Annotated in this window: 9 protein-coding genes and 4 tRNA genes; 5 read left to right on the top strand and 8 right to left on the bottom strand. The window is 61.2% G+C overall.

Annotated features, from left to right (window positions below):
• Positions 1-15: 15 nt before the first annotated feature.
• The 6 genes from C0058_RS10565 to gltX form a co-directional block, all read right to left on the bottom strand.
• Complete coding sequence (locus C0058_RS10565; protein ID WP_003214462.1) at positions 16-555, bottom strand: TetR/AcrR family transcriptional regulator; 540 nt, start codon at positions 553-555, stop codon at positions 16-18.
• A 184-nt stretch (positions 556-739) separates the two neighbouring features.
• Positions 740-815 (bottom strand) — tRNA-Glu (locus tag C0058_RS10560).
• A gap of 80 nt (positions 816-895) precedes the next feature.
• A tRNA-Ala gene (locus C0058_RS10555) sits at positions 896-971 on the bottom strand.
• Positions 972-1,021: 50 nt separating this feature from the next.
• Positions 1,022-1,097, bottom strand: a tRNA-Glu gene (locus C0058_RS10550).
• Positions 1,098-1,176: 79 nt separating this feature from the next.
• Positions 1,177-1,252, bottom strand: a tRNA-Ala gene (locus C0058_RS10545).
• 147 nt (positions 1,253-1,399) lie between these two features.
• A complete protein-coding gene (gene gltX / locus C0058_RS10540; protein ID WP_102368519.1) occupies positions 1,400-2,881 on the bottom strand; it encodes a glutamate--tRNA ligase in 1,482 nt (493 codons plus the stop codon).
• A gap of 196 nt (positions 2,882-3,077) precedes the next feature.
• Between gltX and C0058_RS10535 the strand changes: the two genes are divergently transcribed.
• Both C0058_RS10535 and C0058_RS10530 read left to right on the top strand, forming a co-directional pair.
• Positions 3,078-4,124, top strand: a complete 1,047-nt coding sequence (locus C0058_RS10535) for an HlyD family secretion protein (RefSeq protein ID WP_102368518.1) — start codon at positions 3,078-3,080, stop codon at positions 4,122-4,124.
• A complete protein-coding gene (locus C0058_RS10530; protein WP_102368517.1) occupies positions 4,114-5,664 on the top strand; it encodes an MDR family MFS transporter in 1,551 nt (516 codons plus the stop codon). Before C0058_RS10535 ends, C0058_RS10530 begins: the two co-directional genes overlap by 11 nt.
• Positions 5,665-5,943: 279 nt before the next feature.
• On the opposite strand, the gene uvrB is transcribed toward C0058_RS10530, so the two are convergent.
• Positions 5,944-7,959, bottom strand: coding sequence for an excinuclease ABC subunit UvrB (uvrB, locus tag C0058_RS10525; RefSeq protein WP_003214470.1), 2,016 nt, complete (start codon positions 7,957-7,959; stop codon positions 5,944-5,946).
• 343 nt (positions 7,960-8,302) lie between these two features.
• Between uvrB and C0058_RS10520 the strand changes: the two genes are divergently transcribed.
• Positions 8,303-9,499 carry an amino acid aminotransferase gene (locus C0058_RS10520; RefSeq protein WP_008438775.1) on the top strand — a complete coding sequence of 399 codons (1,197 nt, stop codon included), beginning with the start codon at positions 8,303-8,305 and terminating at the stop codon, positions 9,497-9,499.
• 310 nt (positions 9,500-9,809) lie between these two features.
• Positions 9,810-10,019, top strand: a complete 210-nt coding sequence (locus C0058_RS10515) for a hypothetical protein (protein WP_003214473.1) — start codon at positions 9,810-9,812, stop codon at positions 10,017-10,019.
• Between the two features lie 1,332 nt (positions 10,020-11,351).
• On the opposite strand, the gene C0058_RS10510 is transcribed toward C0058_RS10515, so the two are convergent.
• The gene (locus C0058_RS10510; protein ID WP_102368516.1) at positions 11,352-12,233 is read right to left on the bottom strand and encodes a LysR family transcriptional regulator; all 882 of its coding nucleotides are present in this window, start codon (positions 12,231-12,233) and stop codon (positions 11,352-11,354) included.
• A gap of 104 nt (positions 12,234-12,337) precedes the next feature.
• On the opposite strand from C0058_RS10510, the gene C0058_RS10505 reads away from it, so the two are divergent.
• Positions 12,338-13,729, top strand: a complete 1,392-nt coding sequence (locus C0058_RS10505; protein ID WP_087694345.1) for an aldehyde dehydrogenase family protein — start codon at positions 12,338-12,340, stop codon at positions 13,727-13,729.
• The last annotated feature ends 30 nt before the right edge of the window (positions 13,730-13,759 follow it).

The following is a 13,759-nucleotide window of genomic DNA, read 5'->3' as shown; positions in this document are numbered from 1 at the left end:
GGCCAGAAGCCGTTCTTAACGCACTGCGGACTTGGCCGCACGCAATACACGATCCGATAACTCACCCGGGCCCAGGGCGCGGGCCAGCGACAAGCCACCGATCATCAGTGCCATGTCGGCCAGGGCCTTGTCGGTGTCTTCCGGGCTGGCGGCCAGCTGTGCTGCCATCAGTTCGCAGTGTTCGTTCAAGGCCTGGCGAAATTCGTCCGGCAGGCGGCTCATCTCGCCCACGGTGGACGGGATCGGGCACGCCTGGCTGGTGGAGTCACGGTGTTTACGCGACAGGTAGAACGCTGCGACCAGCGCGCGACGCTCTTCACCGGTCAGCGAGGAGTCCATGTCATCGACGGCGGCGCGACGCCGGGCCAGCAACTCGGTGAAGGCCTCCAGCATCAGTGCGTCCTTGCTTTCAAAGTGCGCGTAGAAACCGCCGACGGTAAGCCCCGCCGCGCCCATGACTTCGCCCACACTCGGCTCGGCCGGGCCGCGTTGTACCAGGGCGGCGCCGGCAGCTTGCAGAATGCGTTCGCGGGTTTGCGCTTTTTTATCGTTCATCGTTGCCTCCGAATCTCATGCTTCGAATATTATTACCATAATAATATTTCGCAAGCCACAGGCATGACCATTGGTCAGAAGAACACTCAGGGAAAAAGGAAGGAGGATTGGCCAAACGCCAGACAAACAAAAGGGCCATTCAATAATTGAATGACCCTTAAAAATCCCGCAGAGCGGGTAATCGTGGCGTCCCCTAGGGGACTCGAACCCCTGTTACCGCCGTGAAAGGGCGGTGTCCTAGGCCACTAGACGAAGGGGACACAAACCTTCTGTACAACTGATCAGCGCTGAGGACTGATCGAATTCAAGGACGGTGTGGCCAGACCTTGAACCTGTAAATTGGTGGAGCTAAACGGGATCGAACCGTTGACCTCTTGCATGCCATGCAAGCGCTCTCCCAGCTGAGCTATAGCCCCGGATTTTTCGCCTCGCGGCGCAGCAGACCTTTCGAACTGCTTGTTGAAACTGGCGTCCCCTAGGGGACTCGAACCCCTGTTACCGCCGTGAAAGGGCGGTGTCCTAGGCCACTAGACGAAGGGGACACAAACCTTCTATACAACGTGATCAGGCTGAGTCTGATCGAATTCAAGGACGGTGTGGCCAGACCTTGAACCTGTAAATTGGTGGAGCTAAACGGGATCGAACCGTTGACCTCTTGCATGCCATGCAAGCGCTCTCCCAGCTGAGCTATAGCCCCTCGTCGGTGAGGACGGGGCGAATCTTAATGGCGTATTCGAAACGTGTCAAATTTATTTTCAACAATTTTCAAAATTTTTTGCCGAGATAACAATCACTTACCGAGCAAACCCCGGAAAACCGGGGTTTGGCCGTTACAACAGCGTGCTTAAGCGATAGCGCCCAGCAGCTTTTCCCATTCCTTGTTTTCTTTCTTCGACACACCACCAAGCAAATCAAGGGCTTGGCGCAGACGGAAGCGAGTCAGGTCCGGGCCCAGAATTTCCATCGCATCGAGCACCGACACCGAACTCGCCTGCCCGGTGATCGCGGCAAACATCAGCGGCATGGCATCGCGCAATTTCAGCTCCAGGGATTCAACCACCGCCTGGATAGTCGCGGTAATCGCATCCTTCTCCCACTGGCGCAGGCTTTCGAGCTTCCACAGGATCAACTGCATCAACTGGCGAACCTGGTCACCCGAGAGTTTCTTCGACTCAAACAGCTTCACGTCCGGGTTCACGCCACCGGCAAAGAAGAAACTCGCCAACGGTGCGACCTGGCTGAAGGTCTCCACCCTGCCCTGCACCAGCGGCGCGATCTTCATCATGTACTCGGGGTTCAACGCCCACTGCTGCACGCGGCTGGCGAACTCTTCCACCGGCAGGTCACGCAGCCACTGGCCGTTGAGCCACGACAGTTTCTCGATGTCGAAGATCGGCCCACCCAGGGACACACGGGACAGGTCGAAGTGATCGACCATTTCCTGCAACGAGAACTTCTCGCGCTCGTCCGGCATCGACCAGCCCATGCGGCCCAGGTAGTTGAGCATCGCTTCGGGCATGAAGCCCATGCGCTCGTAGAAGGTCACCGAGGTCGGGTTCTTGCGCTTGGACAGCTTGCTCTTGTCCGGGTTACGCAGCAGCGGCATGTAGCACAGCTGCGGTTGTTCCCAGCCGAAGTACTCGTACAGCAGGATCAGTTTCGGCGCCGATGGCAGCCACTCTTCGCCACGCAGTACGTGGGTGATGCCCATCAGGTGGTCGTCCACCACGTTGGCCAGGAAGTACGTCGGCAGGCCGTCGGTCTTCATCAGCACTTGCATGTCCATGCGGTCCCACGGGATCTCGACGTCACCGCGCAGCATGTCCGGCACCACGCACACGCCTTCGCTCGGCACCTTCATACGGATAACGTGCGGCTCGCCGGCAGCCAGGCGCCGGGCCACTTCCTCCTTCGACAGCAGCAGTGCGCGGCCGTCATAGCGCGGGGTTTCGCCACGGGCCTGCTGCTCGGCGCGCATCTGGTCCAGCTCTTCGGCGGTGCAGAAGCACGGGAAGGCGTGGCCCATGTCGACCAGTTGCTGGGTGTACTGCTTGTAGATGTCGCTGCGCTCGCTCTGGCGATACGGGCCGTGGGGGCCGCCGACGTCCGGGCCTTCAGCCCAGGTAATGCCCAACCAGCGCAGGGCATCGAAAATCTGCTGTTCCGACTCGCGCGTGGAGCGCAGTTGATCGGTATCTTCGATCCGCAGGATGAATTCACCGCCATGCTGCTTGGCAAAGCAGTAGTTGAACAAGGCGATGTAAGCAGTACCTACGTGGGGATCCCCAGTAGGCGATGGCGCGATGCGCGTGCGGACGGTGGTCATGGCGGGTCTCGAATTGGCGATAAAACTGAAAATGAAACAAGGGGCGAATGGTAACAGCCCCAAGCCCTTGGGCTCCAGCGTGGGGAGGCGAACAAAGGGCATATGAGACAAGCTCCGGTCTCAAGTCTCGACATGGCTATTTGCCAGACCGTTCGCTGGCTATATTCCATTACCTTTTGTCGACGACATCATCGCCATGCCTGCCCCGCTCAAACGCCGCCTGTTTATCTTCCTGTTTATCGTGGTCCTGATCGCCGCGGGCTTTTTCGCCCAGTGGTTCTTCAAGGGCCGTTTTTATGAAAGCACCGACAACGCCTACGTCCAGGGCGAGATCACCCGGGTCTCCAGCCAACTGGGTGCGCGCATCGTCGAGGTGCTGGTGGGCGACAACGAGCACGTGGAAAAAGGCCAACTGCTGGTCAAGCTCGAAGGCGACGACTTCCACCTCGCCGTCGACCGCGCCAACGCCGCCCTGGCCATGCGCGAAGCCGAGCGTGTGCAGGCCCAGAGCAAACTGACCCAGCAAGCCAGCCTGATCGCCGCCGGTGCAGCCAAGGTCTCGTCCAGCCAGGCCACCCTCGGCCGCTCGCAGATCGACCTGAACCGCGCACAAACCCTGCGCAAACCCGGCTATGTCTCCGAAGAACGGGTCACCACCCTCGACGCCGACAACCACATCGCCCGCTCCCAGGTGACCATGGCCCAGGCCGACCTGCAGGGCCAGCGCCAGCAGGTCAACGCCCTGAACGCCGAGATCAAGCGCCTCGACGCGATGATCGCCAACGCCAGGACTGACCTGGCCCAGGCCGAACTGAACCTGACCCGCAGCGAAATCCACGCGCCCATCAGCGGCCTGATCGGCCAGCGTGCCGCGCGCAACGGTCAATACGTACAGGCCGGCGCCTACCTGCTGTCGATCGTCCCGGACCAGGACATCTGGGTGCAGGCCAACTTCAAGGAAACCCAGATCGGCCATATGCAGCCTGGGCAAAAAGCCGAGCTGACATTCGACGCCTACAGCGATACTCCAATCGAAGGCCGCGTGGCCAACCTGTTCGGCGCTTCCGGCGCGCAATTCAGCCTGCTGCCGCCGGACAATGCCACGGGCAACTTCACCAAAGTCGTACAACGGATTCCGGTCAAACTGACCTTCGCCACCGACAACCCGCTGCAGGGCAAAATCCGCCCGGGCATGTCGGTGACGGTCAAAGTGAACATCCAAGACCCGCACGATGGCCGGTGATCAACTGCTGCCGCCGGTAGGCGAACCGAGCCGGCGCGACTGGATCGCGGTCATGAGCGTGATGCTCGGCGCCTTCATGGCAGTGCTCGACATCCAGATCACCAACTCGTCCCTCAAGGACATCCAGGGCGCGCTGTCGGCCACCCTGGAAGAAGGTTCGTGGATTTCCACCTCCTACCTTGTGGCCGAAATCATCATGATCCCCCTCACCGCCTGGCTGGTGCAGCTGCTGTCGGCGCGTCGGCTGGCGGTGTGGGTCTCGGGCGGGTTCCTGATCGCCTCGCTGATGTGCTCCATGGCCTGGAGCCTGGAAAGCATGATCGTATTCCGCGCGCTGCAGGGCTTTACCGGCGGCGCGCTGATCCCCCTGGCGTTCACCCTCACGCTGATCAAGCTGCCCGAACATCACCGCGCCAAAGGCATGGCCATGTTCGCCATGACCGCCACCTTCGCCCCGTCCATCGGCCCGACCATTGGCGGCTGGCTCACGGAAAACTGGGGTTGGGAATACATCTTCTACATCAACATCCCACCGGGCCTGATCATGATCGCCGGGCTGCTGTACGGCCTGGAGAAAAAGGACTCCAACTGGGACTTGCTCAAAAGCACCGACTATCTCGGCATCCTAACCATGGCCGTAGGCCTTGGGTGTTTGCAGGTGTTTCTGGAAGAAGGCCATCGCAAGGATTGGCTGGAATCCAGCCTGATTGTCAGCCTGGGCACCGTCGCCCTGTTGAGCTTGATCACCTTTGTGATCGTGCAGATGTCCAAGCCCAACCCGCTGATCAACCTGCGGATCCTCGGCAATCGCAATTTCGGGCTGTCGAGTATTTCGAGCCTGGGGATGGGCGTGGGGTTGTATGGCTCGATTTATCTGCTGCCGCTGTACCTGGCGCAGATCCAGAACTACAACGCCCTGCAAATCGGCGAAGTGATCATGTGGATGGGGGTTCCGCAGCTGTTTTTGATTCCGCTGGTGCCCAAGCTGATGAAGTACGTGTCGCCCAAATGGCTGTGTACGCTGGGGTTCGGGCTGTTCGGGTTGGCGAGTTTTTCATCGGGGGTGCTGAACCCGGACTTTGCCGGCGACCAGTTCAACCGCATCCAGATCATCCGTGCGCTGGGGCAGCCGTTGATCATGGTGACAATTTCGCTGATTGCCACGGCATACATCATGCAGAAGGACGCGGGGTCGGCGTCGAGCCTGTTCAATATCCTGCGAAACCTGGGCGGGGCGATCGGGATTGCGTTGCTGGCGACGCTGCTGGATGCACGCACCAAGACCTACTTTGATTACCTGCGTGAGGCGATTGTGCCGACCAATCCACAGGTGGCAGAGCGCATGGCCAGGCTGACGGAGACGTTTGGCAGTGAGACGGCGGCGTTGGGCAAGTTGAGTGAGATAGCGCATCAGCAGGCGCAGATCATGGCCTATAACGATGCGTTCCATTTTGTAGGGTTGGCGTTGGGGATCAGTATGGTGGCGATCTTGTTGACCAAGGCGTTGCCGGCGGGGCTTAAGGCTGGGGAAGCCCACTGAAATAACCTGTGGCGAGGGAGCTTGCTCCCGCTGGGCTGCGAAGCGGCCCCAAAATTCTGGGAGCGCTTCGCACTCCAGCGGGAGCAAGCTCCCTCGCCACAAAGAGCTTGAAGATCGTTCCCACGCTCTGCGTGGGAATGCCTCACTGGACGCTCCGCGTCCGCTCTTGGGACGCAGAGCGTCCCGGGCTGCTTTCCCACGCAGAGCGTGGGAACGATCAACGCGGTCAAAATGTGGGAGCGGGCTTGCTCGCGAAGAGGCCTTGGCAGTCGCTACAAATCACACAGCCAGTAACCGCTCCCGCAACTTGCCAATCTCATCGCGCATCTGCGCCGCCGCTTCAAACTCCAGATCCCGCGCCAACTGGTACATCTTCTCTTCCAGCTGGCGAATACGCTTGGTGATCTCGCTCGGCGAACGCAATTCCGCTTCGTACTTGGCATTCTCCTCCGCAGCCTTGGCCATGCCCTTGCGCTTCTTGCTGCGCGAGCCCGGCACGGTGGCGCCTTCCATGATGTCGGCCACGTCCTTGAACACACCCTTCGGCGTGATGCCATGCTCCAGGTTGTAGGCAATCTGCTTGTCGCGACGACGCTCGGTCTCGCCAATCGCCCGTTCCATGGAACCGGTAATCCGGTCCGCATACAGAATCGCCCGGCCATTCAGGTTGCGCGCCGCCCGGCCAATGGTCTGGATCAACGAACGCTCAGACCGCAGGAAGCCTTCCTTGTCCGCATCCAGAATCGCCACCAGGGACACTTCCGGCATATCCAGGCCTTCACGCAGCAGGTTGATCCCCACCAGCACATCAAAGGCGCCCAGGCGCAGGTCGCGGATGATTTCCACGCGCTCCACGGTGTCGATGTCCGAGTGCAAATAACGCACGCGCACGCCGTGGTCGGCCAGGTAATCGGTCAAGTCTTCGGACATGCGCTTGGTCAGCGTGGTGACCAGCACCCGCTCCTCCAGGGCCACGCGCTTGGTGATTTCCGAGAGCAAGTCATCCACCTGGGTCAGCGCCGGGCGGATTTCGATTTGCGGGTCCACCAGGCCGGTCGGGCGCACCAGTTGCTCAACTACCCGCCCGGCATGTTCGGCCTCGTAGTTACCCGGCGTGGCCGAGACAAAAATCGTCTGCGGGCTGATGCCTTCGAACTCGTCAAAACGCATCGGCCGGTTATCCAGCGCCGATGGCAGGCGGAAGCCGTATTCCACCAGGGTCTCTTTACGGGAACGGTCACCTTTGTACATCGCGCCCACCTGCGGCACGCTGACGTGGGACTCGTCGATCACCAGCAAGGCATCGTCCGGCAGGTAATCGAACAAGGTAGGTGGCGCCTGCCCGGACTCGCGGCCCGAGAGGTAGCGCGAGTAGTTTTCGATGCCGTTGCAGTAGCCCAGTTCGAGGATCATCTCCAGGTCGAAGCGGGTGCGCTGTTCCAGGCGCTGGGCTTCCACCAGCTTGTTGTTGGAACGCAGGTATTCCAGGCGCTCCACCAGCTCAGCCTTGATGCCCTCGATGGCGCCCATCAGGGTTTCGCGCGGGGTCACGTAGTGGCTTTTCGGGTAGAAGGTGAAGCGCGGCAGCTTGCGGATCACTTCGCCGGTCAACGGGTCGAAGGCCGACAGGCTCTCGACTTCATCGTCGAACAGCTCGATGCGGATCGCTTCCAGGTCGGATTCCGCCGGGTAGATGTCGATCACATCGCCGCGCACGCGGAAGCTCGCCCGGGCGAAATCTATGTCGTTGCGGGTGTATTGCAGGCTCGTCAGGCGACGCAACAGTTCGCGCTGGTCGAGTTTGTCGCCGCGGTCGACGTGCAGCACCATCTTCAAATAGGTTTCCGGGCTGCCCAGGCCGTAGATGCACGACACCGTGGTGACGATGATCGCGTCTTTACGTTCCAGCAGCGCCTTGGTCGCCGAGAGCCGCATCTGCTCGATGTGGTCGTTGATCGAGGCGTCTTTCTCGATAAAGGTGTCGGACGACGGTACGTAGGCTTCCGGCTGGTAGTAGTCGTAGTAGGAAACGAAGTACTCCACCGCGTTGTTCGGGAAGAACGCCTTGAACTCGCCATACAACTGCGCGGCCAGGGTCTTGTTCGGCGCCAGCACCAGGGTCGGGCGGTTCACCTGGGCGATCACGTTGGCGATGCTGAAAGTCTTGCCGGAGCCGGTCACCCCGAGCAAGGTCTGGTGCGCGAGGCCGGCCTCAATGCCTTCGACCATCAGGCGGATGGCTTCCGGTTGATCGCCGGCGGGCTCGAAGCGGGTGACTAGCTGGAAATCCGACATAACGTACCTCTTGAGTCACCCCGGGGCCGGAAACAGCAACGGGGACGAAAAAGACCGCGACCCGCGACTGTTCGGCGCAGGTTGCAGGAAAAAACCATGATAGCTGTAGAAGTGGAGGCGAATGTGACGGGTTTCAAGGCAATCGTCCTACATGCCGTTGGTCACCCATGTTGCAATAAGACTAACGGTCGGTAAATAAACCGAAAAACTTGGCCGAAAAGCCGTTTCGGCTGTCGCCGTGAGCAGTGATGGCCTCTATACTAGCTCCCCGTTTGTGCACCGCTCTAGTGCATTCGGCTGGAGCGCGACACGTCCCTCCACTCTCTATAGAGCTGCCGCAAAAATGAGCCTGTTCTCCGCTGTCGAAATGGCACCACGCGATCCAATCCTGGGCCTCAACGAAGCATTCAACGCCGATACCCGAACCACCAAGGTGAACCTTGGCGTGGGCGTTTACTGCAACGAGGAGGGGAAGATTCCACTCTTGCGTGCCGTTGCCGAAGCGGAAGCCATTCGCGTGGCGCAACACGCCGCCCGTGGCTACTTGCCGATCGACGGTATTGTCGCCTACGACCAGGCCGTGCAAAAGCTGCTGTTCGGCGCGCAATCGCCGCTGATCAGCTCCGGCCGCGTCATCACCGCCCAAGCGGTCGGCGGCACCGGCGCCCTGAAAATCGGCGCTGACTTCCTCAAGCAACTGCTGCCCAACGCCGTCGTCGCCATCAGCGACCCGAGCTGGGAAAACCACCAGGCGCTGTTCGAAAAAGCCGGCTTCCCGGTGCAAACCTATCGTTACTACGACGCCGCCACCCACGACGTAAACCGCGCCGGCCTGCTGGAAGACCTCAACGCCCTGCCGCCACAGTCCATCGTCGTGCTGCACGCCTGCTGCCACAACCCGACCGGCGTCGACCTGAGCCCGGCCGACTGGCAACAAGTGCTGGACGTGGTCAAGGCGAAAAACCTCGTGCCGTTCCTCGACATGGCCTACCAGGGCTTTGGCGACGGCATCGACGAAGACGCCGCTGCGGTGCGCCTGTTCGCCGAGTCGGGCCTGACCTTCTTTGTGTCCAGCTCGTTCTCCAAGTCGTTCTCGCTGTACGGCGAGCGCGTGGGCGCCCTGTCCATCGTCACCGACTCCAAGGAAGAAAGCGCCCGCATCCTGTCCCAGGTCAAGCGCGTGATCCGCACCAACTACTCCAACCCGCCGACCCACGGCGCGGCGATTGTGGCGGCGGTGCTGAACAACCCTGAGCTGCGTGCCCAGTGGGAAGCCGAACTGGCGGAAATGCGCCTGCGCATTCGCGGCATGCGCGAGCAGATGGTGGCTGACCTGGCCAAGGCTGCTCCGGGCCACGACTTCAGCTTCGTCGGTCGCCAGCGCGGGATGTTCTCCTACTCCGGCCTGAGCGTTGAACAAGTGACACGCCTGCGCAACGAGTTTGGTATCTACGCGCTGGATACCGGTCGTATCTGTGTGGCGGCGTTGAACCAGAAGAACATCGATGCCGTGACCAAGGCCATCGTTCAGGTGCTGTAAGCCTGTTGTGATGCAAAAAAAGGGGAAGCCAATGGCTTCCCCTTTTTCATTCTGAAAACCGCGCCCCCTGTGGTGAGGGAGCCTGCTCCCACTGGGCTGCGAAGCGGCCCCAAAACCTGCCACCGTGAACTTTATGAATGAATGCGGTGCCTGAACTGGGGCTGCTGCGCAGCCCAGCGGGAGCAAGCTCCCTCGCCACAGGGTGGGTGGTTTGCCTTCAAGAGCGGGTGTTCAGCCCCTAAAAATTCGCTGCTTTCAGTCCGCTGCCCCTAGACTGACAGCAAGACAGTCCCTTCCCCTTGAGTATCCTATGAGAAACGACGACCTGGACCTGCGTGCCGACCGCGACGAACTGGACCACTTCACCCCGCGCCCACCCCCCGTCAAGCGCCAGAAAAGCCTGGTGCTGCAAGTCGCGCTTGGCGTATTCCTCGGTGGTTTGGCCTTGTGGCTGGTGCAACTGGGCGCCGGCGCCCTGATGGCCAAGCTGGCCATGGGCACCTTCCAGTTCGGCGGCTGACAAAGATCAAATGTGGGAGCCGTCGAGCTTTAGCGAGGCCGCGATAGTGGTGGATCAGGCACCATCAATGTCGACTGTGCCGACGTCATCGCAGCCTCGCTGAAGCTCGACAGCTCCCACAGGGGATCTACTCCCGCCTTCAGTCCGCGCTCGTGTGGTTGGTGCAACTCGTGCAAGCAGACACCTGCAATTTGGCGGCTGACAAAGATCAAATGTGGGAGCCGTCGAGCTTTAGCGAGGCCGCGATAGCGGTGGATCAGGCACCCTCAATATCGACTGTGCCGACGCCTTCGCAGCGTCGCTGAAGCTCGACAGCTCCCACAGGGGATCTACTCCCGCCTTCAGTCCGCGCTCGTATGGTTGGTGCAACTCGTGCAAGCAGACACCTGCAATTTGGCGGCTGACAAAGACCAAATGTGGGAGCCGTCGAGCTTCAGCGAGGCCGCGATAGCGGTGGGTCAGGCACCCTCAATATCGACTGTGCCGACGCCTTCGCAGCCTCGCTGAAGCTCGACAGCTCCCACAGGAGATCTACTCCCGCCTTCAGTCCGCGCTCGTGTGGCTGGTTCAACTCGATCCAAGCAGTCCCCCTGCAATTTGGCGGCTGACAAAGATCAAATGTGGGGGCCGTCGAGCTTTAGCGAGGCCGCGATAGCGGTGGGTCAGGCACCCTCAATGTCGACTGTGCCGACGCCTTCGCAGCCTCGCTGAAGCTCGACAGCTCCCACAGGAGATCTACTCCCGCCTTCAGTCCGCGCTCGTATGGTTGGTGCAACTCGTGCAAGCAGACACCTGCAATTTGGCGGCTGACAAAGACCAAATGTGGGAGCCGTCGAGCTTCAGCGAGGCCGCGATAGCGGTGGGTCAGGCACCATAAATGTCGACTGTGCCGACGCCTTCGCAGCCTCGCTGAAGCTCGACAGCTCCCACAGGGGATCTACTCCCGCCTTCAGTCCGCGCTCGTATGGTTGGTGCAACTCGTGCAAGCAGACACCTGCAATTTGGCGGCTGACAAAGATCAAATGTGGGAGCCGTCGAGCTTTAGCGAGGCCGCGATAGCGGTGGGTCAGGCACCCTCAATGTCGACTGTGCCGACGCCTTCGCAGCCTCGCTGAAGCTCGACAGCTCCCACAGGGGATCTACTCCCGCCTTCAGTCCGCGCTCGTGTGGCTGGTTCAACTCGATCCAAGCAGTCCCCCTGCAATTTGGCGGCTGACAAAGATCAAATGTGGGAGCCGTCGAGCTTCAGCGAGGCCGCGATAGCGGTGGGTCAGGCACCATAAATGTCGACTGTGCCGACGCCATCGCAGCCTCGCTGAAGCTCGACAGCTGCTACGGCGACGATGCCAGGGCCAGGCCACGCTCTTCCAGCAACTGCACAAAACTGTTCAGACTCTGCGACACCGTACCCCGGCGCCAGATCAGCCAGGTATTCAGAATCCGGAACGTATCGGTCAGCGGCCACACACTCACCGCCGTAAACCCCGGCATGCTCTCCAGCATGCTCCGCGGCATCAGCGCCAACCCGGCACCGGCACTCACACACGCGAGCATCCCGTGGTAGGACTCCATCTCAAAGATCTTCCCCGGCACCGCGCCATCCTGTGAAAACCAGCGCTCGAAGTGATGCCGGTACGAACAGTTCGAACGAAACGTGTAGATGCTCTCTCCACTCACATCCCGCCCCCGGGTGATCGGCGCGTGATGCAACGGCGCAATCACCACCATCTCCTCCTCGAACACCGCCACGCCCTCCAGCGTCGCGTGCAGCACCGGCCCATCGACAAACGCCGCTGCCAGCCGCCCCGACAACACACCCTCGATCATCGTGCCGGACGGCCCGGTGGTCAGGTCCAGCTCGACCTTGGCGTGCTTCTGGTTATACGCCGCGAGCAACGCCGGGATGCGCACCGCCGCCGTACTCTCCAGCGAGCCCAACGCAAACGCGCCCTGGGGTTCCTCCCCCGCCACCGTCGCCCGGGCCTCTTGCACCAGATCCAGAATGCGCCGGGCATAGCCGAGAAAATTCCACCCGGCTGGCGATAACCGCAGCCGGCTCTTCTCGCGAATAAACAAGTCCACGCCCAGGTCCCGCTCCAATTGCTTGATCCGCGTGGTCAGGTTCGACGGCACCCGATGGATCAGCTGCGCGGCGGCGCTGATGCTGCCTTGCTCGGCAACGGCTTTGAAAATTTCCAGCTGGACCAGATCCAAGTCATTCTCCAAACGTGAACGTATTGCTTAATATTATTCAGTTTCCGAAAAAGATACAGCCCCGTACGCTGGCCTCCATCCCATTCACTGCGCAGGACGGTGCCATGAACTCCATTTCCTCCCAGACCCACGCGTTGTCGATCAACCCCGCCAACGGTGAAACGGTCGCCAGCTACCCGTACGAAACCGAGGCGCAGCTGGATGCCGCCCTGACCCGCTCGATCAACGCCTTCCGCAACGGGCGCAATACCCCCGTCGCCCAGCGCGCCGAATTACTGCTGGCCCTGGCCAGCACCCTGCGCGACCAAGCCGAAGAAATGGCCCAGATGATCACCCTGGAAATGGGCAAACCGATCGCCCAGGCCCGTGGCGAAATCGAAAAATGCGCGCAACTCGCCGAGTGGTACGCCGCCCACGGCCCGGCCATGCTGGCCCCGGAAGCCACCCTGGTGGACAACGGCACCGCCCAGATCGAATACCGCCCGCTGGGCCCGATCCTCGCTGTAATGCCGTGGAACTTCCCGGTGTGGCAAGTGCTGCGCGGCGCGGTGCCAACCATGCTCAGCGGCAACACCTACGTGCTCAAGCACGCGCCTAACGTGATGGGCAGCGCGTACCTGATGAAACAAGCCTTCCAGCGCGCCGGCTTTGCCGATGGCCTGTTCGAAGTGATCAACGTCACCCAGGACGGCGTGTCCAAAGCCATCGCCGACCCGCGCATCGCCGCCGTGACCCTCACCGGCAGCGTGCGCGCCGGCATGGCCATCGGTTCCCAGGCCGGGGCCGCGCTGAAAAAATGCGTACTGGAGCTGGGCGGCTCCGACCCGTTCATTGTGCTCAACGACGCCAACCTCGACGAAGCCGTGCAAGCCGCCCTGATCGGCCGTTTCCAGAACTCCGGCCAGGTGTGCGCCGCCGCCAAGCGCCTGATCATCGAAGAAGGCGTGGTGGAAGCCTTCACCGCCAAATTCCTCGAAGCCAGCCGCAACCTGGTGATGGGCGACCCGACCGCTACCGAGACCTACATCGGGCCGATGGCCCGCTTCGACCTGCGGGACGAACTCGACGGCCAGGTCCAGGCCACCCTGGCCGAAGGCGCCACCCTGCTGCTGGGCGGCAGCAAAGTCGAAGGCGCGGGCAACTACTACGCCCCCACCGTGCTGGCCAACGTCACCGACCAGATGACCTCGTTCAAACAGGAACTGTTCGGCCCGGTCGCCTCCATCATCACCGCCCGCGATGCGGACCACGCCGTGGCCCTCGCCAACGACAGTGAGTTCGGCCTGACCGCCAGTGTGTTCACCACCGACCCAGAGAAGGCACGCAGCATCGCCAACCAACTGGAAACCGGCGGGATCTTTATCAACGCCTACAGCGTGTCCGATCCCCGGGTCTCGTTTGGTGGTGTGAAAAAGAGCGGCTTCGGGCGGGAGTTGTCGCACTTCGGTGTGCGGGAATTCTGCAACGCGCAGACCGTGTGGCTGAACCGCCGCTAAGGCAAGCGCTGCAAGCGATGGCCCGCCCTG

Origin of the sequence: Pseudomonas sp. NC02 (genome assembly GCF_002874965.1) — a bacterium.
In the GTDB taxonomy this organism is placed as follows: Bacteria; Pseudomonadota; Gammaproteobacteria; order Pseudomonadales; family Pseudomonadaceae; genus Aquipseudomonas.
Note: the sequence above shows the minus strand (reverse complement) of the source record. Positions and strands in the feature narration are given on the sequence as shown.

Excerpts from the sequence above, each read along its gene's own strand:
- C0058_RS10565 (WP_003214462.1), bottom strand. The coding sequence starts at position 555 with ATGAACGATAAAAAAGCGCAAACCCGCGAACGCATTCTGCAAGCTGCC.
- gltX (WP_102368519.1), bottom strand. The coding sequence starts at position 2,881 with ATGACCACCGTCCGCACGCGCATCGCGCCATCGCCTACTGGGGATCCC.
- C0058_RS10535 (WP_102368518.1), top strand. The coding sequence starts at position 3,078 with ATGCCTGCCCCGCTCAAACGCCGCCTGTTTATCTTCCTGTTTATCGTG.
- C0058_RS10530 (WP_102368517.1), top strand. The coding sequence starts at position 4,114 with ATGGCCGGTGATCAACTGCTGCCGCCGGTAGGCGAACCGAGCCGGCGC.
- uvrB (WP_003214470.1), bottom strand. The coding sequence starts at position 7,959 with ATGTCGGATTTCCAGCTAGTCACCCGCTTCGAGCCCGCCGGCGATCAA.
- C0058_RS10520 (WP_008438775.1), top strand. The coding sequence starts at position 8,303 with ATGAGCCTGTTCTCCGCTGTCGAAATGGCACCACGCGATCCAATCCTG.
- C0058_RS10515 (WP_003214473.1), top strand. The coding sequence starts at position 9,810 with ATGAGAAACGACGACCTGGACCTGCGTGCCGACCGCGACGAACTGGAC.
- C0058_RS10505 (WP_087694345.1), top strand. The coding sequence starts at position 12,338 with ATGAACTCCATTTCCTCCCAGACCCACGCGTTGTCGATCAACCCCGCC.